Here is a 21,192-nt window from a genome sequence, read left to right on the forward strand (position 1 = left end):
GTGAGGAAAACCCAGGCGACCGTCCACCAGTACCGTACGATGAGACCCCGGAAAACCCAAGTGATAACCCACCATTGCCACATATCCCTGGCTACACACCGAAAGATCCAGACGGTAACCCATTGAAACCGGTTGATCCAGATGATCCAAGCAAGGGCTACGTCCCACCTTCTATCATCGATCCGAATGACCCAGGTAAGGATACTCCAGTTCCTTATGAGAAGGATCCAGTACCGGAAGTGAAAAAAGGTAAGGTTGTTGTTCATTACAAGGATACTAAGGGTAATACCATCAAGGATGATTACACAGATACACCAGAGTCTCCAGTCGGTACAGACTACAATACGGGTGAAAACGACAGTGAGAAGCCAACCATCATCGAAAAAGATGGCAAGAAGTACAAGCTCATTCCAGAGCGGACCGAAGGTCAGGAAACTGGTCAGGTAGGGGAAGGTACTACTGAAGTCACCTACGTCTACCGTGAGCTAGGCAGCTACCTACCATATGTTCCGGGTGAGGAAAACCCAGGCGACCGTCCACCAGTACCGTACGATGAGACCCCGGAAAACCCAAGTGATAACCCACCATTGCCACATATCCCTGGCTACACACCGAAAGATCCAGACGGTAACCCATTGAAACCGGTTGATCCAGATGATCCAAGCAAGGGCTACGTCCCACCTTCTATCATCGATCCGAATGACCCAGGTAAGGATACTCCAGTTCCTTATGAGAAGGATCCAGTACCGGAAGTGAAAAAAGGTAAGGTTGTTGTTCATTACAAGGATACTAAGGGTAATACCATCAAGGATGATTACACAGATACACCAGAGTCTCCAGTCGGTACAGACTACAATACGGGTGAAAACGACAGTGAGAAGCCAACCATCATCGAAAAAGATGGCAAGAAGTACAAGCTCATTCCAGAGCGGACCGAAGGTCAGGAAACTGGTCAGGTAGGGGAAGGTACTACTGAAGTCACCTACGTCTACCGTGAGCTAGGCAGCTACCTACCATATGTTCCGGGTGAGGAAAACCCAGGCGACCGTCCACCAGTACCGTACGATGAGACCCCGGAAAACCCAAGTGATAACCCACCATTGCCACATATCCCTGGCTACACACCGAAAGATCCAGACGGTAACCCATTGAAGCCGGTTGATCCAGATGATCCAAGCAAGGGCTATGTCCCACCTTCTATCATCGATCCGAATGACCCAGGTACGGATACTCCAGTTCCTTATGAGAAGGATCCAGTACCGGAAGTCAAGAAGGGTAGCGTCATCGTCCACTATAAGGACACCGAGGGTAATACCATCAAGGATGACTATACAGACACTACTGACTCTCCAGTCGGTACAGACTACAATACGGGTGAAAACGACAGTGAGAAGCCAACCATCATCGAAAAAGATGGCAAGAAGTACAAGCTCATGCCAGAGCGGACTGAAGGTCAGGAAACTGGTCAAGTGGTAGAGGGCAACACAGATGTCACCTACGTCTACCGTGAACTAGGCAGCTACCTGCCATACGTTCCGGGTGAGGAAAACCCAGGCGACCGTCCACCAGTACCGTACGATGAGACCCCGGAAAATCCAAGTGACAACCCGCCATTGCCACATATCCCTGGCTACACACCGAAAGATCCAGACGGTAACCCATTGAAGCCGGTTGATCCAGATGATCCAACGAAGGGCTACGTCCCACCTTCTATCATCGATCCGAATGACCCAGGTAAGGATACTCCTGTTCCTTATGAGAAGGATCCGGTACCGCAACCGACTCCGACTCCAACTCCAATTCCAACCCCAGCTCCAGCACCGACACCAGAACCAAGTTCTCAAGTTATGAAACCAAGTTCTGGTACGCAGGAACTTCCTCAGACTGGTGAAGATTCATCAGTAGCGCTTGCAGCGCTAGGAGGAGCGATGTTGCTGACTGCGGCTGGTTTGACAGCTAAAAAGCGTCGCGAGGAAGAGTAGAGAGAATCTTCGGTCGAGCGATTGAAATCTCGAGGATCTACAAGCCTTGTCCCTGATAGGGGCAAGGCTTTTTATAGAGTATAAGGAATATTAAGGGCGACAGTTGAGGGAGATTATGGTATAATAAGGAAGATTTTATAGTCGTTTAGTTTATCTTTTATTACTTCGTTAACTCACTTTGCCGTACTCTAAGTACAGCCTGCAGCTCGTTGCCTAGTACTAAAAGCAAACTAAAAGACTATACAAAGGAAGTGACAGAATGAATATTCAACAATTACGCTATGTTGTGGCGATTGCAAATAGCGGGACCTTTCGAGAAGCGGCAGAAAAAATGTTTGTGTCGCAGCCGAGCTTATCCATTTCTGTTCGTGATTTGGAAAAAGAGTTGGGATTTAAGATTTTTAGTCGCACCAGTTCAGGCACGTTTTTGACCAGACGAGGAATGGAATTTTATGATAAGGCTCAAAGTTTGGTCAAGGGATTTGATAGCTTTGAACATCTCTACTTGCAGGCAGATGATGGGGAGGTGGAATTTTCGATTTCCAGTCAACACTACGATTTTCTCCCCCCTCTCATCACGGAATTTTCCCAGCAATTCCCGGAATATCCTAAGTTTCGTTTATTTGAATCAACGACCGTCCAGATTTTAGATGAGGTGGCGCAGGGGCATAGTGAGCTAGGGATTATTTATCTAAACAACCGCAATACCAAAGGGATTATGCAAAAACTGGAAAAGCTGCGCTTGGAAGTGGTTGATCTGATCTCTTTTCAGACCCATATCTACCTTCGGAAAGGGCATCCTTTGGCGCAAAAAAAGGAGATTGAACGGGCAGATTTAGCAGGGCTTCCGACCGTTCGCTTTACTCAGGAAAAGGATGAGTACCTCTATTACTCTGAGAATTTCTTTGATACGTCAGATTCATCGGTCACTTTCGATGTGACCGATCGTGCCACTTTAAATGGTATCTTAGAGCGGACAGATGCCTATGCGACAGGCTCTGGTTTCTTGGATAGTGCCAGTGTGCATGGCATCACCGTGATTCCCTTCAAGGAGGGAAGGGGCAATCGCATGGTTTATATTAAGCGGGAAAATAGCGACTTGAGCCAATGTGCCCAAGACTTTATCCACGTGATGGAGGGCTACTTTGCCAAAAAGAAAGGATAGTATGAGAAAAATTGGATTTCCGTTAGGAATAGCAGGACTCATCGTTTTGGATCAATGGGTCAAGGCCTGGACAGTGGCGAATGTTCCCCTACATGGTCAGCAACCCTTTATTCCAAAGCTGGTCAATCTCTATCACCTGCGTAATTATGGGGCGGCCTACTCCATCCTCCAGAATCAGCAGTGGTTCTTTACCATCGTGACGGTGATTGTGATGGTAGCGGCTACGTGGTATTTCATCAAGCACATTCAGGATAGTTTGTGGCTATTAGCTAGCTTATCACTCGTGATTGCAGGTGGACTGGGAAACTTTATCGATCGCATGCGGCTAGGCTATGTTGTCGACATGTTTCAGCTTGATTTTATCGATTTTCCTGTCTTTAATGTCGCTGATATGTGCTTGACGCTAGGAGTTGCAGTCCTGTTTATTTGTATAATGAAAGAAGAAAAAAATGATGGAAGTAACAGTTGAAGCAGGAGGTATTCGCTTAGATAAGGCGCTAGCGGATCTAACCCCCCTATCACGATCGGTGGCCCAGGAGCAGATAAGGGCTGGCCTAGTTCTGGTCAATGGCCAAGTAAAGAAAGCCAAATATACCGTCCGTACAGGAGACTGTATCCAGTACGATATTCCAGCAGTAGTAGAAGTCGACTATATAGCAGAAGCCATTCCGCTTGAAATCGTCTATGAGGATGCAGATGTTGCGGTGGTCAATAAGCCGCAGGGAATGGTGGTACATCCTTCGGCAGGTCATCATTCGGGTACCTTGGTCAATGCCCTTTTGTACCATGTCAAAGATTTGTCTGGTATCAATGGGGCTATGCGACCTGGCATTGTCCACCGGCTGGATAAGGATACCTCTGGCTTATTGATGGTGGCAAAACACGATGAGGCTCACCAGAAACTAGCAGAAGAATTAAAGGCCAAGAAGTCCTTGCGTAAATATGTCGCCATTGTCCATGGCAACCTGCCCAATGACCGTGGCGTGATTGAAGCACCTATCGGACGATGTGAAAAGGATCGCAAGAAGCAGGCAGTGACAGCAAAGGGCAAGGAGGCTCTGACACGCTTTCAGGTGTTGGAGCGCTTCGGTGATTATACCTTGGTAGAATTAACCCTTGAAACAGGTCGGACACATCAGATTCGTGTTCATCTAGCCTATATCGGGCATCCGGTAGCAGGTGATGAAGTCTATGGCCCACGAAAGACCCTGAAAGGGCATGGGCAGTTCTTACATGCTAAGACCCTTGGCTTCACCCACCCACGGACAGGAGAAATCGTCACCTTCACGGCAGAAGAGCCGACTATCTTCCGTGAAACCCTAGAAAAACTGCGAAAAAGCTAGCTTGCTCATTTTTTCCTAACATGGTATACTGGTTAGGTTAATAAAAGAAGAGGAGTTATCATGGAAACCTTACCAAATTGTCCAAAGTGTCAATCAGAATATGTCTATGAGGATGGAGTATTGCTCATCTGTCCAGAATGTGCCTTTGAATGGAATCCTGCCGAAGTAGTAGAGGAAGAGGGAATCGTAGCCCTTGATGCAAACGGTAATCGTTTAGCCGATGGCGACACCGTCACCTTGATCAAAGATTTGAAAGTTAAAGGCGCGCCGAAAGACCTGAAACAAGGTACGCGCGTCAAGAATATCCGAATCGTTGAAGGAGATCACAACATCGATTGTAAGATTGATGGGTTTGGCGCAATGAAATTAAAATCAGAATTTGTGAAGAAAATCTAGTAGGATAGATTGGGAGTAAGGAATCGCATTGGATTCCGCTCCCTCTTCTTATTTTAGGAGGAATACATTGAAGTATCAAAATAAGTTGTTTTACTCGCGTTGCCTGCTGGCTCTGCTGGCTATTATCGGAACAACGCTGGAGATTCTTAAATATGGAGTCGGCATGTTGCTCTATTATACGGTGCAATCCAATCTTCTAGTAGCACTCTTTGCAACCTATATGGTCTATGCCATGTATCGCAAGCAAGACTTACAGCACCGAGGGTTTCTGCGCTTAAAAGCAGCTGTGACGATGTCGATTATGATTACCTGTGTCATCTATCATTTTATGCTAGCCCCTCTTGCGACAGATTTTTGGCGGGTGGAAAACCTGCTCTGCCACTATATCGTCCCCCTCTATTTTCTGCTGGATACCCTGCTTATCGATCAGAAAAAGCAGTACAAATGGTTCGATCCTATCTGGTGGACTGCTCTGCCAGTTGCCTATCTAGCCTTTGCCTTACTCAATGGTCTGGTCATCCAGCTACCGATTCCTGATGCCAAAGATAGCCCGTTTGCTTATTTCTTCTTAAATGTGCCAAAATATGGTTGGGCCTATGTCTTAACCTATGCCACAAAGATTTTCCTTGCCTATCTTTTGGCGGGCTATGGCCTGCTCTTGGTCAAGTCAGTCGCATTCCCAAAGAGAGAGGGAGTCAAGAGACGATTGTGAGGATGTATAGTCGTTTAGTTTATCTTTTATTACTTCGTTAACTCACTTTGCCGTACTCTAAGTACAGCCTGCAGCTCGTTGCCTAGTACTAAAAGCAAACTAAAAGACTATATCAGGAAAAGCAGACACGATTGAAAAGACAGACGAATGTCGTCACTACTACATTGGAGAGTCCGTAGACAACAATCAGAAATTGTGATAGAGTCTGCTGAAATCATAGGAGATTCCCTACTTCTAACATAGGAAGTAGGGTTTTCTTACATCTTTATGTTATAATATGCGAAAATTCTGAAAATTATTTGTATAAAAATACAGACACAGTGAATATTTTATGGTACAATACAGAAATAGACCGAGAAATCATGGTCTGAGACTAAAGAAATAGTTGAGGTAGGATTTTTATGAAAAAGACTAGCAAATTAGCTTCGTTAGCCGCAGTAACACTATTGTCAGCTTCTGTACTAGCAGCCTGTGGCAAGGGGTCGTCATCAGCTGAACAGGCAAATTTGAGCTTTCCAGGTGAAGTGACACATGATGGTTCTGCGATTAAGGGCGGACAATTTAAGTATGCTATTGTGGCAGCTTCATCAGCGACGGGTCTCTTGATTGACGAATTGACAGAGAATACGATTGATTCAACCTTTGGAGCCTTGGTCGATGAGGCAATGTTTGGTTACGACGGTGACCGTAAACTCGATGATTCAGGTCTTGCTAAAGTCGACTTTGATGTAAAGGGCAAGAAGGTCACTGTTAGTCTGACTGGTAAGGACTACAAGTGGTCAGATGGCCAGCCTTTCACGATTGATGACTATATCTTTACGATTGAAAAGATGGCGGACAAGGGCTATACAGGTGTGCGTTTTGATGAAGGATTTAAGAATATCGTGGGGATGGATAAGTTTGTAGCAGGAACTGCAGATAGCATCTCTGGTATTGAAAAAGTAGATGATTATACCGTTATCCTACATGTGAAAGAAATGACTCCTTCTATGCAGTATGCGGGTGGAGATATTCCAGCTTATGTCACACCAAAACATATCTTTAAAGACATTCCAGTAGCCGATTGGGAAAAGAGTGAGTATGCGCGTGCGACACCAAAATTTGTCGGTCTAGGAGCCTTCAAAATCAAAGAAGTGGTCAGCGGTGAGTCGGTCACCTTTGTGCCGAATGAACACTATTTTAACGGGAAGGTGAAGTTGGATAGCCTCAAGATGGATATCGTTTCGCCTGACACGATTGTCTCAGAGATGAAAGCAGGTCACTATGACTATGCAGAAATGCCAACCGATCAGTTGGATAGTTTCAAAGATGCTTCAAATATGACTGTTCTGGGAACCATTGCCTCTGCCTACGAGTATCTATCATTTAATCTAGGGAAATATGACAAGGATACAGGAAAAAATGTCATGGACCCGAATGCTAAAATGAATGATGTCAAATTGCGTCAGGCGATGGGATATGCTCTTGATACCAAGACTGCTGGTGATAAACTGTACAATGGCTTGTACCACCCAGCGACCTCACTCGTTATCTCTTTCTTTGGTGACTTGCATGATGCAGACCTAAAGGGCTATACCTACGATCCGGATAAGTCAAAAGCCTTGCTGGATGAGGCGGGTTACAAGGATGTGGACGGTGATGGCATCCGTGAAGATAAAAATGGCAAGTCATTTAAGATTACCCTAGCGGCACGTAAGCGGACAGAAGCCAATGAAGCCCTCATCCAGCAATATCAGAACTGGTGGAAGGAAGTTGGTCTAAATGTCGAACTCTATACAGGTCGGACCATGGAGTTGAATTCCTTCTATGATACGATTGGGGCAAACGATGCCAACATCGATGCCTACGTAGCGGGTTGGTCAACTGGCTATGATCCAAATCCAGTCGGACTATGGGGACCAGAAGCAAAATTTAACTACTCGCGTTACGTATCAGATGAAAATACCAAATTGCTCGAAGCACTTGGTTCAGAAGAGTCGTTTGATGAAAAGAAAAATCTTGAAAACTACAAGAAGTGGCAGGAAAATGCTGAGAAAGAAGCCTTCGCCATTCCATTGTTTGAATCTGAAAAGTTGGTTGCCGTCAACAAGCGTGTCAAATACTTTGATACCAAGTACGGTTCAGCTTCTCAATCAAAATGGACTAATATTGAGTTGACGGCTGAAACAGGAATAGCAGAGAAATAATCAATGGGAAAAGGATTGGACAAAGCGCCAGTCCCTTTCTTTATTCTAGGAAATGAGTGTATTGATTTTTCCTTCGCTTTTTGTAGCCTTTAAAAATCAAGGAAAATAGGAAAATGGGAAAATAGACGGTTCATTTTGACCTACTATTTGTCTTTTTAGAAAAAATCTGCTATACTGATGAAAATAAATCCTTTAAGGACTGTTCCGTGAAACAGGCAAGGAGTATCAGTTAAAAACAGGTTGGATGAAAGGCTCAATAATGCCTCACTCGTCAACTCTTGAACCCCAACTAATGGTCATTTGGCAGGGGATTCAGAGGTAAGGGAGGGGCTGTGGAGGACGATTCTACCCTTATTTTCTGAAATCTCCTTGTGCCAAGGAGATTTTTTTATGCTATATGGCAAGGAAGGGGTCATCATGAAAACCAAGGAAATAGTCGATGAAATGACGATGAAGCGTGCGATTACGCGGATTACGTATGAGATTATCGAGCGCAATAAAAATTTGGACAATATTGTCCTAGCAGGGATTAAGACGCGCGGAGTCTACATTGCCAAGCGCATCCAAGAACGCTTGCAGCAGTTGGAAGGTATCGAGGTTCCACTTGGAGAACTGGATACCAAGCCCTTCAGAGATGACATGAAAGTAGAAGAAGATACAACGACTATGACAGCTGATGTCAATGACCGCGATGTGATTTTGGTCGATGACGTGCTGTATACAGGTCGCACTATTCGGGCGGCGATTGATAATATTGTCTCTCTCGGTAGACCTGCTCGAGTTAGTCTAGCTGTCTTAGTCGATCGAGGACACCGTGAGTTACCGATTCGGGCGGACTATGTCGGTAAAAATATTCCGACCAGTCGAACGGAAGAAATCATCGTCCACATGGTCGAGTCAGATGGCAAAGATTCTGTTTTGTTGTTAGATACTAATGAGGCGAGATAAGAGGTAGGAGTGAGATGCCAATCATCGATGAAAAAGTGTCACTCCAGCACGTAGTGACCATGGAAAGTCTCTCCACTGAAGAAGTGATGGGATTGATCAAGCGGGGCTTGTCCTTTAAAAGGGGAGAGGCGGTCGCTCTTCCGCAAACTGGCTATGTGTCCAATCTCTTCTTTGAGGATTCAACGCGGACCCATAAGTCATTTGAAATGGCAGAGCTACGCCTCGGTCTGAGCATGATTGATTTTGATGCCAAGACCAGCTCGGTCAACAAGGGGGAAACGCTCTACGATACGATTTTGACCATGAGTGCCTTAGGAGTGGACATCTGTGTCATTCGCCATTCAGAAGTGGAGTATTATCAGGAGTTAATCGATAGTCCAACGATTACGGCTTCCATCGTCAATGGAGGGGACGGTTCGGGGCAGCACCCTAGTCAGTCTCTTTTAGACTTGATGACTATCTATGAAGAGTTTGGTCATTTTGAGGGCTTGAAGATTATGATTGCAGGGGATTTGGCCCACTCACGTGTAGCTAAGTCCAATATGCAGATGTTACAACGCTTGGGAGCCCATCTCTTTTTTGCAGGTCCTAGCGAGTGGTACACAGAAGAATTTGCAGCTTATGGTCAGCATGTCTCTTTGGATGAGATTGTAGAAGAGGCGGATGTCTTGATGTTCCTACGTGTTCAGCATGAGCGTCATGATGGCAATGAAAACTTTTCCAAAGAGGACTATCACCGCCTGCACGGTCTGACACAGGAGCGCTATGAGCGGATGAAAGATACTGCGATTATCATGCATCCAGCTCCAGTCAATCGCGATGTGGAGATTGCAGATGAATTGGTGGAGGCACCAAAATCACGAATTGTCCGACAGATGCAAAATGGTGTCTTTGTCCGTATGGCGATTTTAGAAGCTGTGTTGCACGCAAGAGCCAAGAAGTAGAGACGTTAACAAGCTCCAGAGAGAGCAGACGAGGAGGAAACGATGGCAAGAAGATTGTTAATTTTAGAAGATGGAACGATTTTTGAAGGCGAAGCCTTCGGGTCAGACATCTCGGTGACAGGAGAGATTGTCTTTAATACAGGAATGACGGGCTATCAGGAGTCTATCACCGACCAGTCCTACAATGGGCAAATCCTGACCTTTACCTATCCTTTGGTAGGAAACTATGGAGTAAACCGTGATGACTATGAATCTATTTCCCCGACTTGTAAGGGAGTAGTGGTCCGTGAATGGGCCCGTCGTGCTAGCAACTGGCGCAACCAGCTGACCTTGGATGAATTTTTAAAGGCCAAGAAAATTCCAGGGATTTCAGGAATTGATACGCGGGCGCTGACAAAGATTATCCGCAAGCACGGAACCATGAGAGCAACGCTGGCAGATAAGGGGGATTCGGTGGAACACTTGTCTGATCAGCTGCGGGCTAGCGTGCTACCAACCAATAATATTGCCCAGGTCTCTACCAAGACAGCCTACCCTGCACCAGGGATTGGACGCAATATCGTCTTAGTTGACTTCGGTCTGAAGCACTCCATTTTGCGTGAGCTATCTAAGCGAGACTGCAACATCACCGTAGTGCCGTTTGATACGACAGCTGAGGAAATTTTGAATCTGGCACCAGATGGTGTGATGCTCTCAAATGGCCCAGGGGATCCAGATGATGTACCAGAGGCTCTCGAGATGATTCGTGGTATTCAAGGGAAAATCCCTATTTTTGGCATCTGTATGGGACATCAACTGCTGGCTAAGGCAAATGGTGCCAACACCTACAAGATGAAATTTGGACATCGGGGCTTCAACCATGCGGTTCGAGAAATTGCAACGGGTCGTGTGGACTTTACCTCACAAAATCATGGCTTTGCGGTATCGCGGGAAGATTTACCAGACTGCTTGATGATCACCCATGAAGAGATCAACGACAAATCAGTCGAAGGAGTCCGCCATCGCTACCAACCAGCCTTTTCTGTCCAATTCCACCCAGATGCAGCGCCTGGACCACATGATGCCAGCTATCTATTTGACGATTTCATGGAACTGATCGATGCCTTTCAAGCGGAACAAACACGTTTGTAAGATTTAGAACCGGCATTCACAGTCTACGCTAAGTTCTATAGTGCTTGGCTGTCCATACACTAGCTAGTTATAGGGAAACGTGTTGTTTTGTGATAACTAGCTTCGGAGACTTATTTAATGCTATGCGGAGACATAGCGAATAGAAAGGAGAGAATACACGTTCAAGTAACATTCAGCTCGTTTGTTTATTTGAACACAGGCTAAAAGACTGTAAAAAGGTAGGCAGCTGTTTCGGCTTTAGCCGATTACAGATGAGATTGAAACAGTTCAGTGAACTGTTTCAACTGGTCACCCAGAAATCAGAAAGTGACCACAGGAGAACGGGGAACTGTTTCAACTGCTCACCTAGAAATCAGAAAGTGACCACAGGAGAACGGGGAACTGTTTCAACTGCTCACCTAGAAATCAGAAAGTGACCACAGCAGAACGGGGAACTGTTTCAACTGGTCACCTAGAAATCAGAAAGTGACCACAGCAGAACGGGGAACTGTTTCAACTGCTCACCTAGAAATCAGAAAGTGACCACAGCAGAACGGGGAACTGTTTCAACTGGTCACCCAGAAACACGAAAGTGACCACAGAAGCCCGAACTTATACTCAATAAAAATCAAAAGTAGACTAGGAAACGAAGACGAAGGTAGAACTCTGTTCCATCCTATTTCAAGGGAACAGGCTGAAAACCTCCACTGGAGCTTTTCACTCACCAAGGCAAGTTGACGACGTATCCTTTTGATTTTTAAAGAGTATTAGAAATTAAAATCTGTTGGCTTCTGCATTCATCTCCTATTTTTATACAGATTTCTAAAGGCCTTTTGTATCATATATTATGCCAAAACGTAGTGATATTAAAAAAATTATGGTGATTGGTTCTGGTCCGATTATTATTGGTCAGGCGGCAGAGTTTGACTATGCAGGGACACAGGCCTGCCTTGCTTTGAAGGAAGAAGGCTATAGTGTGGTGCTGGTCAATTCCAATCCAGCGACCATTATGACGGACAAGGAAATCGCAGACAAGGTGTATATCGAGCCGATTACCTTTGAATTTGTGTCCCGGATTTTGCGTAAGGAGCGTCCTGATGCGCTTTTACCTACCTTGGGTGGTCAGACAGGCTTGAACATGGCTATGGAACTGTCTAAAGCAGGACTGTTAGAGGAGCTAGGGGTAGAACTCCTAGGAACGAAACTATCCGCCATCGACCAAGCAGAAGACCGCGATTTATTTAAGCAACTGATGGAGGATTTGGGACAACCCATTCCAGAATCTGAAATAGTCAATACTGTTGAAGAAGCTGTCCGCTTTGCGAGTGGGATTGGGTATCCGGTCATCGTACGTCCCGCCTTTACCCTTGGGGGAACAGGTGGCGGGATGTGTGCCAACGAGGAAGAACTGCGTGAAATCGCAGAGAATGGTTTGAAATTATCCCCAGTAACCCAGTGTTTGATTGAGCGTTCTATCGCTGGATTTAAGGAAATCGAGTACGAAGTTATGCGCGATAGTGCCGACAATGCCCTCGTCGTGTGTAACATGGAAAACTTTGATCCTGTCGGCATTCATACGGGCGATTCGATTGTATTTGCGCCGACACAGACCCTATCGGACATTGAAAATCAGCTCTTGCGGGATGCCAGCTTGAGCATTATTCGAGCGCTCAAGATTGAGGGAGGCTGTAATGTCCAGTTGGCACTAGATCCGCATAGTTTCAAATACTACGTTATAGAGGTTAACCCGCGCGTATCCCGTTCCTCTGCCCTTGCTTCAAAAGCAACGGGCTACCCGATTGCAAAACTAGCAGCCAAGATTGCAGTTGGTCTGACCTTGGATGAAATGATCAATCCCGTAACAGGATCGACCTATGCCATGTTTGAGCCTGCCTTGGACTATGTTGTGGCCAAAATTCCCCGCTTCCCATTTGATAAATTTGAAAAAGGTGAGCGCCGTTTGGGAACGCAGATGAAGGCAACAGGTGAGGTCATGGCGATTGGACGCACGATTGAAGAAAGTCTCTTAAAGGCCTGCCGTTCGCTAGAAATCGGTGTTTACCACAACGAGATGAAAGACTTGGCTGAGGTGACAGATGATGTCCTGATTGAAAAGATTGTAAAAGCCCAGGATGACCGTCTCTTTTACGTATCAGAAGCACTTCGTCGTGGATTTACGGTGGAAGAACTTGCCAATCTGACTAAAATTGATGTCTTTTTCCTCGATAAGTTGCTCCACATCATTGAATTAGAACAAGAAGTGACAGCAAATGTCGGAAATGTAGCCGTCTTAAAGACAGCCAAGCAAAATGGCTTTGCAGATCGTAAGATTGCAGAATTGTGGCAGCAGACTGCAGACCAAGTCCGTCAGTTCCGCTTGGAAAATGGGATTCTTCCAGTCTATAAAATGGTTGATACCTGTGCAGCTGAGTTTGAGAGTGCAACTCCTTATTTCTATTCGACCTACGAGTGGGAAAATGAGTCGATTCGTTCTGAAAGAGAGTCTGTCCTCGTCTTGGGGTCCGGGCCTATTCGGATTGGGCAAGGGGTCGAATTTGACTATGCGACGGTTCACTCCGTGAAAGCCATTCAGGCCGCAGGCTACGAGGCTATTATCATGAACTCAAACCCAGAGACGGTGTCTACGGATTTCTCTGTCTCAGATAAGCTCTATTTTGAACCCTTGACGGTGGAAGATGTCATGAATGTGATAGAGCTAGAGCAACCGATCGGTGTCATTGTCCAATTCGGTGGACAAACAGCTATTAACTTGGCAGAACCTCTGTCAAAAGCAGGAGTCCGAATTATCGGTACCCAAGTGGCAGACTTAGATCGTGCTGAGGATCGTGACTTGTTTGAAAAAGCCCTGAAAGATTTGGGGATTCCCCAGCCACCAGGGCAAACGGCAACCAATGAGGAAGAAGCGATTGAGGCAGCCCATAACATTGGTTTCCCTGTCCTTGTGCGTCCCTCCTACGTTCTCGGTGGACGGGCTATGGAAATCGTTGAAAATGAGACTGACTTGCGCAGTTACATGCGGACGGCTGTAAAGGCAAGCCCAGAGCATCCAGTTCTGGTGGACTCTTACATCGTGGGACGTGAGTGTGAGGTCGATGCCATTTCCGACGGTAAAGATGTCCTTATTCCAGGTATTATGGAGCATATTGAGCGAGCAGGAGTCCATTCAGGAGACTCGATGGCGGTCTATCCTCCCCAGACTCTTTCAGCAGAAATTCAAGCGACCATTGCAGACTACACCAAACGCCTAGCGATTGGACTGAACTGTATCGGGATGATGAACATCCAGTTTGTCATCAAGGATGAAACCGTCTATGTCATTGAGGTGAATCCACGCGCCAGTCGCACAGTACCTTTCTTGTCAAAAGTGACAGACGTTCCAATGGCTCAGGTAGCCACCAAGCTCATTTTAGGTCAGACCCTAGCAGCATTAGGCTACGAGGATGGCCTCTACCAAGAATCAGCCAATGTCCACGTCAAAGCACCAGTCTTTTCCTTTACCAAATTAGCCAAGGTAGATAGTCTCCTAGGACCTGAAATGAAATCGACTGGAGAAGTGATGGGAACAGATAAGACCCTTGAAAAAGCACTTTACAAAGCCTTTGAAGCCAGCCATTTCCACTTGGAGGAGTTTGGAAATGTGGTCTTTACCATTGCAGATGAGACCAAGGAAGAAGCCCTCGGATTGGCGAAGCGCTTTGAAGCGATTGGCTACGGTATTTTTGCGACAGAAGGCACAAGTGAGTTCTTCAAGGCCAATGGGATTGAATCCATTTCGGTCAATAAATTGGGCGAAGATGGGGAAAACGACATTCCGACCCTTGTCCGTAAGGGGCAGGTTCAAGCCATCATCAATACGGTAGGTACCAAACGGGTCGCAGAAGGGGACGGACAAATTATCCGAAGTTCAGCCATTGAAACAGGTACCCCCCTCTTTACAGCCCTTGATACAGCAGACGCCATGCTACAAGTGCTTGAAAGTCGTAGCTTTACAACAAATGCCATTTAGGTTATACTAGAACATGATAAAACAAAGTGAGGTAGGATAAATGAAAGTGACTGTAATGAGTCCGATTGGACAAATGAAGCAAGTGCCTGTCGGCTTTTCCTGGACGGCTCTCCTTTTTGGCTTCTTTGTTCCCTTGTTCCGTCAGGACTGGAAATGGGCCGGCATCATGCTTGGTGTAGGGATAGTATTAGGAGCCTTGAGCAATAGCTTAAACATCCCTTATTCAGTGCTTGGAGTCGGGGTTGTCTGGGGAATGCTCTACAATAAACTCCATATCAAGGAACTTCTTGCAAAGGGATGGACACCAGCGACGGACCTCGATGCTGAGATCATTCGTACGAAAGCCAGCCTATAATGAAAGCTACAAGATGACTTCGCTGGAAGTCGTCTTTTTTGGTGCGATGATAGGTTCTATATCGGAATGGTAAATATAAGCGAACTAAGGTAAATGCCATATTAGACCAGTTACATAAAGCAGGATATGTCCACAAGGTAAAAAAATCCCCTACTATGTATGAGATAGACCAAAAATTATTGAAAGATTTAGCCTAGTATTGCTAGTCTTTTGCCCCTATTCTCTCAGGAGGTCAATCGATAGTTGGTCACTCCCTCTCTTTCTCCGATTCCAGGGTCATGTGCAGATGACTGATTTATGCTATACTAGCACTATGAAATGGATTGTTACAACAAGTCTCGGTATGGATGACAGGGTGGTAGCACGTGCCAAGGCTCTTGCCCAGTCTTTTGGCGTTGCCTATGTGGAGCGCCAAAAACATTCTATCAAAAAACTTCAGGCCCAGTATGGACATATCTTGGTGGTGTATCAGGATAAGATGGTCTTGGAGCAGCTAGGAGGGGAACGTTTCTTTTTTCACCCAGATACAGCCCTCTTACGAATCATATCAGAGCGAGATCCCTTGCTTGAATTGATTGGTAAAGACACCAAAACGATTTGCGATTGTACCATGGGATTAGCCTCAGATAGTATTGTCATGGCAAGTGCAGGCCATCAGGTCACTGCGGTAGAATCTTCGAGTCTTATTGCCCTGATTGTCAGTCAGGGATTGAAAGATTTGGATACAGGAAATAGCAAGCTAAATAGAGCGATGCGGTCGATTGAGGTGGTGGAAATGGATAGTCTATCCTTTTTGCGCCAGCAGCCCAGTCAAGCATTTGATATTCTCTACTTTGATCCCATGTTTTCCGAAGTGATCCGTGAGTCACACAATTTGTCCGGTCTGGCAGGATTAGCCAATGCTAGCCCCTTGACAGAAGAGATGTTGGCAGAAGCTAAGCGGGTGGTAAGGGAAAAAATTATCCTGAAAGCCCACTTTAGAGATGGGATTTTTGAAGAGTTAGGCTTTACCCGCTTGGTCCGCCCCAATCAGAAGTTTCACTATGGGGTATGGCGGAAGGGCTAATGTCTATCACGGTTCTAGACTTGTCTACGGCATCGTTTCCGCGTCTTGCCTGCCTCCAGTACTCCCTGTGGTTTCTTGTCCATTAAAGAAGCTGTATTCACCAGTCAAGTGCGTTTATACAAGATATGGAAGTGCTGGACTGTGAATGCAGGTTCTAATACTCTTAAAAAGTCAAAAGGGAGTAGCTCTACCAGTACCGTCGGAATGTCAGTATCCTTACAAAATACTGACATTTTATTTATTTTGCAAAAAAGAGTATAATAATATAGACAGAAAGGAGATTCATTATGGAATGGATTAAATTAGTCGGAATTGTCATCATCGTTTTAGGCTTTGTCTTAAAATTTGATGCGATTGCGACCGTTGTTGTGGCAGGTCTTGTGACTGCCCTTGTTTCTGGAATGTCACTGGTTGAGTTCCTGACCGTTTTGGGAGAAAATTTCACCTCTCAACGGGTGGTAACGATTTTCTTGTTGACACTTCCTTTGGTTGGCTTGGCGGAAAAATATGGCTTGCGCCATCGTGCCATTCAAATGATGAAGTCTATCAAATCCCTAACAGCAGGTTCTTTTTATAGCCTCTATGTCTTTCTTCGCTTGGTCTGCGGTCTCTTTTCGATTCGCCTGGGAGGTCATCCACAATTTGTCCGTCCTCTGGTTGAACCGATGGGACAGGCAGCAGCGCAAGCTAAATACGGTGACTTATCAGATGATGAAGTTGAAGAGTTGAAAGGGCGGGCGGCAGCCAGTGAGAATTTTGGTAATTTCTTTGGTCAAAATACCTTCGCAGGTGCAGCAGGAATCTTGCTGATCAGTGGAACCTTAGTCTCGTTAGGGTATGAGGATGACAAGGTGGGGCTTGCCTTGACTTCTTTGATTATTGCAGGAGTTGCCTTTGTCGTCGTTCTTATTTCCAACTATGTGTTTGATAAGAAACTACAGAGAAAGCGTCAGAAGTAGGAGGTAGTCATGGAAAAATTTGTACCAATTTTATTAGAAATTGCCTATATCATCATGGGGCTACAATTACTCTATACCGCCTATTGTACTTTTAAAGATGACAGCAATGACGTCCGCATTGGGACGAGTCTCTTTTGGGGAACCTTAGGAGTGATTTTTGTTGCAGGAAGCTACATTCCCTCCCTTGTAACCGGTATTCTAGTCGTTTTTCTTGCTATCCTTACTCTCTTTAAGCAGGTGAAGATTGGACGTTTACCGGCATTTTATGAGGAAAAGGCAGAAGAGGCTTCGCAAAAATTGGGGCTGTCTATCTTCCTTCCCGTCATGACCCTAGCGATTGTTGCCTTTTTAGTAGCAAAATTCTTTCCAAAACTTAGCGCTGTATCCTTGGGAATTGCAGCACTTGTCGCTACGATTGTCATCATCTTGATTACCCGAGCTAAGCCCAACGAATTATTGGCGGAAAATAATCGTATGATTCAGATGACTTCAACCAGCAGTATCCTGCCTCAGTTGTTGGCAGCTCTGGGCGCCATCTTTACCTTAGCAGGTGTAGGGACAGTCATTTCAAACTTTATCAGCAGTTTTGTGCCAGATGGCAACCAATTCTTTGGTGTCGTGGCCTATGTTCTTGGAATGGTGATATTCACAATCATCATGGGGAATGCCTTTGCAGCCTTTACTGTGATTACAGCAGGTGTGGGTGTGCCATTTGTCTTTGCATTAGGAGCAGATCCGATCATTGCGAGTGCCTTTGCGATGACAGCAGGCTACTGTGGGACCTTGTTGACTCCTATGGCAGCGAACTTTAATGCCTTGCCTGCGGCTCTTCTTGACATGAAGGATAAGAACGGCGTTATCAAAGTACAAGCACCCGTTGCCCTGATCATGATTGTAGCCCACATTATTTTAATGTATTTCCTGGCCTTCTAAGGTGATGGAAGGTCAAAAAGAGAAAGGAGTATCCTATGAACATCCTCGTAACAGGTTTTGATCCTTTTGGTGGTGAATCCGTCAATCCAGCCCTAGAGGCTGTGAAACAACTGCCAGCAAGCATTGCTGGTGCCACAGTCAACTGGGTAGAAATCCCAACTGTTTTTGGCAAATCTGCCCAGGTCCTGGAAGAAAAAATCGCCGCATATCAGCCAGATGTTGTGCTTTGTATCGGTCAAGCAGGTGGTCGCTTTGGGCTAACACCAGAACGGGTTGCCATCAATCAGGATGATGCCCGTATTCCAGATAATGATGGCAACCAGCCCATCGATAGTGTGATTCGTAAAGACGGCGAGCCTGCCTACTTTTCAACCCTCCCCATCAAGGCTATGGTTGAAGCCATGAAAGCAGTGGGGCTGCCAGCCTCCGTGTCAAATACTGCTGGTACCTTTGTCTGCAACCACTTGATGTATCAAGTCCTATATTTAGCAGACAAACAATTTCCAGGCTTGAAAGCAGGCTTTATGCACATTCCATTTATGACCGAGCAGGTCGTAGATAAGCCCAACACGGCTTCTATGGGGCTAGCCGACATCGTCAAAGGACTGACAGCAGCGATTGAAGCTATCGTCTCTTACTACGACAAAGAAGATGTTAAGGTAGTTGGTGGAGAGACGCACTAATGCTCTTTAAAAATCAAATTGAGTATAAATCATTGCCAGAGCTGGACAAGAAAAATCCAGAAGGTGTCAAGTTTTTTTCTTGACACCTTCTGAAAATGTGGTATAATAAAGCATGTGATACATAGTTTAGCTATTTCACTGATAAATTATAAAGAAAAGAGATTCATAGAAAATGGCAGTAAAAATTCGTCTAACTCGTATGGGTTCTAAGAAAAAACCTTTCTATCGTATTAACGTAGCAGACTCACGTGCGCCACGTGATGGACGCTTCATTGAAACAGTTGGTACTTACAACCCGCTTGTTACTGAAAACCAAGTAACCTTGAAAGAAGATCGTGTTCTTGCATGGTTGGCAAATGGTGCGCAACCTTCTGACACCGTTCGTAGCCTCCTTTCAAAAGCTGGAGTGATGAAGAAATTCCACGAATCAAAATTCTCAAAATAAAACGAACTGAGAGAGTACACTTATGGACATGATAGAAAATCTGATTATTGCAATTGTGAAACCTTTGATTTCACAGCCAGATAGCTTGACGATAAAAATCGTTGATACACCTGAATTTTTAGAATATCACTTGGACTTAGAGCAGTCTGATATTGGTCGCGTTATCGGCAGAAAAGGACGCACAATTTCTGCGATTCGGACGATTGTTTATTCTGTTCCGACAAGTGACAAAAAAGTTCGTCTTGTCATTGATGAGAAGTAAAAGTAGCGGATTTTCCGCTCTTTTTGTTGTCTTGAGAAAATCGCTCAAACGTGATACAATAGGGCATACTATAGAGTTTTGGAGAGTGTATGGATTACTTTAAAGTTGGAAAAATCGTCAATACCCAAGGACTTCAAGGAGAAATGCGGGTCTTATCTGTGACAGATTTTGCAGAGGAACGATTTAAGAAAGGAAATCACTTGGCCTTGTTTGACCCCAAGGATCAGTTTGTCATGAATGTGGAAATCGCCAGTCACCGCAAGGTGAAAAACTTTGATATTATCAAGTTTAAGGGGATGTACCACATCAATGATATTGAAAAGTACCGTGATTTTACCCTCAAGGTAGCCGAGGAAGATTTGGCAGTGTTAGAGGAGGGGGAATTTTACTACCATGAAATCATTGGTTTAGAGGTCTATGAAGGAGATGAGCTACTAGGAAGGATTAAGGAAATTTTACAGCCAGGAGCCAATGATGTTTGGGTTGTGAAGCGAAAGGGCAAGCGTGATTTGCTCCTCCCCTACATCCCGCCTGTAGTTCTTGAAGTAGATGTGATAAATGGTCGGGTTCAGGTAGAAATCCCAGAAGGATTAGATGATGAAGATTGATATTTTAACCCTCTTTCCAGAAATGTTTGCGCCTTTGGAGCATTCCATTGTCGGAAAGGCTCGGGAAAAGGGCTTATTGGATATTCGCTATCATAATTTTAGGGAATACGCAGAGAAGTCTCGCCATGTGGATGATGAGCCGTATGGAGGTGGGCAAGGCATGTTGTTACGGGCCCAGCCCATCTTTGCTGCCTATGATCAGATTGAAAAGACAGCGCCGCGCGTGATTTTGCTAGATCCTGCTGGCGAGCGGTTCACCCAAGCCTATGCGGAGGAGCTGGCACAGGAGGAGCATCTCATTTTTATCTGTGGTCACTATGAAGGGTACGATGAGCGTATCAAGACCCTGGTGACTGATGAAATTTCCTTAGGTGATTATGTCTTGACAGGTGGGGAGCTGGCAGCGATGACTATGGTAGATGCGACTGTGCGTCTGATTCCAGAGGTGATTGGTAAAGAGGTCAGTCATACAGATGACAGCTTTTCATCTGGTTTGTTGGAGTACCCTCAATACACGCGCCCCTATGACTTTCGTGGTATGCTTGTGCCAGAGGTTCTGATGAGTGGTCATCATGAGAAGATTCGCAAGTGGCGCTTATATGAGAGTTTAAAAAAGACGTACGAACGTAGAGCTGACTTACTGGAAGAGTACGAGTTAACAGCAGAGGAAGCAGAAATGCTGGAAGAAATAAAGCAGACAGTAGCCGGTAAAGTCGGCCTAGATACAGAGTAGTACCCCCCTATCATTGATGATAGGTGTATTAGCCTGCTTTATTCTTTGGTTCACTATGCTGGTCTGGGATGGGACCTTTGAGACGGAGGTTCAAACATGAGGGAGGAAAGTCCAAAGGAGTTTACCCCGTCCACACTGATTAAGGAAGGCAGAACTACAGACTAATACTCAATAAAAATCAAAAGTAGACTAGGAAACGAAGACGAAGGTAGAACTAGCGTTCACCGAGACAAGTTGACAACGTATCCTTTTGATTTTTAAAGAGTATAAAAGACTAGAACATAAGAGAAGTTGGTAGTCATACTTTCAACTTTTTTCTATCCGTTCTTTCTTAT

At 45.3% G+C, this 21,192-nt stretch carries 20 protein-coding genes; all 20 read left to right on the forward strand.

The window, feature by feature from the left end; translation table 11 throughout:
• The coding region (locus BVE84_RS04030) for a MucBP domain-containing protein (protein WP_142241938.1) at positions 1-1,982 on the forward strand (1,982 nt) is incomplete at its 5' end.
• A gap of 259 nt (positions 1,983-2,241) precedes the next feature.
• The gene (locus BVE84_RS04035; protein ID WP_076995807.1) at positions 2,242-3,147 is read left to right on the forward strand and encodes a LysR family transcriptional regulator; all 906 of its coding nucleotides are present in this window, start codon (positions 2,242-2,244) and stop codon (positions 3,145-3,147) included.
• A gap of 1 nt (position 3,148) precedes the next feature.
• Positions 3,149-3,616: a signal peptidase II gene (gene lspA, locus BVE84_RS04040; RefSeq protein ID WP_076995808.1), complete on the forward strand. Its 468-nt coding sequence runs from the start codon at positions 3,149-3,151 to the stop codon at positions 3,614-3,616.
• Positions 3,600-4,490: an RluA family pseudouridine synthase gene (locus BVE84_RS04045; RefSeq protein WP_076995879.1), complete on the forward strand. Its 891-nt coding sequence runs from the start codon at positions 3,600-3,602 to the stop codon at positions 4,488-4,490. Before lspA ends, BVE84_RS04045 begins: the two co-directional genes overlap by 17 nt.
• A gap of 60 nt (positions 4,491-4,550) precedes the next feature.
• Entirely contained in the window at positions 4,551-4,886 is a 336-nt protein-coding gene (locus BVE84_RS04050) for a zinc ribbon domain-containing protein YjdM (protein WP_076995809.1), read from the forward strand.
• 67 nt (positions 4,887-4,953) lie between these two features.
• A complete protein-coding gene (locus BVE84_RS04055; protein ID WP_076995810.1) occupies positions 4,954-5,598 on the forward strand; it encodes a Pr6Pr family membrane protein in 645 nt (214 codons plus the stop codon).
• A 401-nt stretch (positions 5,599-5,999) separates the two neighbouring features.
• Positions 6,000-7,784, forward strand: coding sequence for an oligopeptide ABC transporter substrate-binding protein (locus tag BVE84_RS04060; RefSeq protein WP_076995811.1), 1,785 nt, complete (start codon positions 6,000-6,002; stop codon positions 7,782-7,784).
• A 417-nt stretch (positions 7,785-8,201) separates the two neighbouring features.
• Positions 8,202-8,732 (forward strand): bifunctional pyr operon transcriptional regulator/uracil phosphoribosyltransferase PyrR, encoded by a 531-nt coding sequence (gene pyrR / locus BVE84_RS04065; protein WP_076995880.1) that lies wholly within the window; start codon positions 8,202-8,204, stop codon positions 8,730-8,732.
• Between the two features lie 14 nt (positions 8,733-8,746).
• The gene (locus BVE84_RS04070) at positions 8,747-9,676 is read left to right on the forward strand and encodes an aspartate carbamoyltransferase catalytic subunit (protein ID WP_076995812.1); all 930 of its coding nucleotides are present in this window, start codon (positions 8,747-8,749) and stop codon (positions 9,674-9,676) included.
• Positions 9,677-9,718: 42 nt separating this feature from the next.
• Positions 9,719-10,807: a carbamoyl phosphate synthase small subunit gene (locus tag BVE84_RS04075; protein ID WP_076995813.1), complete on the forward strand. Its 1,089-nt coding sequence runs from the start codon at positions 9,719-9,721 to the stop codon at positions 10,805-10,807.
• An 826-nt stretch (positions 10,808-11,633) separates the two neighbouring features.
• Positions 11,634-14,813: a carbamoyl-phosphate synthase large subunit gene (gene carB / locus BVE84_RS04080; RefSeq protein WP_076995814.1), complete on the forward strand. Its 3,180-nt coding sequence runs from the start codon at positions 11,634-11,636 to the stop codon at positions 14,811-14,813.
• Between the two features lie 40 nt (positions 14,814-14,853).
• Complete coding sequence (locus BVE84_RS04085; protein ID WP_076995815.1) at positions 14,854-15,168, forward strand: DUF2628 domain-containing protein; 315 nt, start codon at positions 14,854-14,856, stop codon at positions 15,166-15,168.
• A 313-nt stretch (positions 15,169-15,481) separates the two neighbouring features.
• The gene (locus tag BVE84_RS04090; RefSeq protein WP_076995816.1) at positions 15,482-16,234 is read left to right on the forward strand and encodes a class I SAM-dependent methyltransferase; all 753 of its coding nucleotides are present in this window, start codon (positions 15,482-15,484) and stop codon (positions 16,232-16,234) included.
• A gap of 287 nt (positions 16,235-16,521) precedes the next feature.
• Entirely contained in the window at positions 16,522-17,193 is a 672-nt protein-coding gene (locus BVE84_RS04095; protein ID WP_076995817.1) for a DUF969 domain-containing protein, read from the forward strand.
• A gap of 9 nt (positions 17,194-17,202) precedes the next feature.
• On the forward strand, positions 17,203-18,126 hold the full coding sequence (locus BVE84_RS04100; RefSeq protein WP_076995818.1) for a DUF979 domain-containing protein: 924 nt from the start codon (positions 17,203-17,205) through the stop codon (positions 18,124-18,126).
• A gap of 35 nt (positions 18,127-18,161) precedes the next feature.
• Positions 18,162-18,809: a pyroglutamyl-peptidase I gene (gene pcp, locus BVE84_RS04105; RefSeq protein WP_076995819.1), complete on the forward strand. Its 648-nt coding sequence runs from the start codon at positions 18,162-18,164 to the stop codon at positions 18,807-18,809.
• 172 nt (positions 18,810-18,981) lie between these two features.
• Positions 18,982-19,254 (forward strand): 30S ribosomal protein S16, encoded by a 273-nt coding sequence (rpsP, locus tag BVE84_RS04110; protein ID WP_076995820.1) that lies wholly within the window; start codon positions 18,982-18,984, stop codon positions 19,252-19,254.
• 22 nt (positions 19,255-19,276) lie between these two features.
• Positions 19,277-19,516 (forward strand): KH domain-containing protein, encoded by a 240-nt coding sequence (locus BVE84_RS04115; protein WP_067089824.1) that lies wholly within the window; start codon positions 19,277-19,279, stop codon positions 19,514-19,516.
• A gap of 89 nt (positions 19,517-19,605) precedes the next feature.
• On the forward strand, positions 19,606-20,124 hold the full coding sequence (rimM, locus tag BVE84_RS04120; RefSeq protein WP_076995821.1) for a ribosome maturation factor RimM: 519 nt from the start codon (positions 19,606-19,608) through the stop codon (positions 20,122-20,124).
• Positions 20,114-20,857 (forward strand): tRNA (guanosine(37)-N1)-methyltransferase TrmD, encoded by a 744-nt coding sequence (trmD, locus tag BVE84_RS04125; protein ID WP_076995822.1) that lies wholly within the window; start codon positions 20,114-20,116, stop codon positions 20,855-20,857. Before rimM ends, trmD begins: the two co-directional genes overlap by 11 nt.
• The last annotated feature ends 335 nt before the right edge of the window (positions 20,858-21,192 follow it).

Origin of the sequence: Streptococcus azizii, from assembly GCF_001984715.1 — a bacterium.
GTDB lineage: Bacteria > Bacillota > Bacilli > Lactobacillales > Streptococcaceae > Streptococcus > Streptococcus azizii.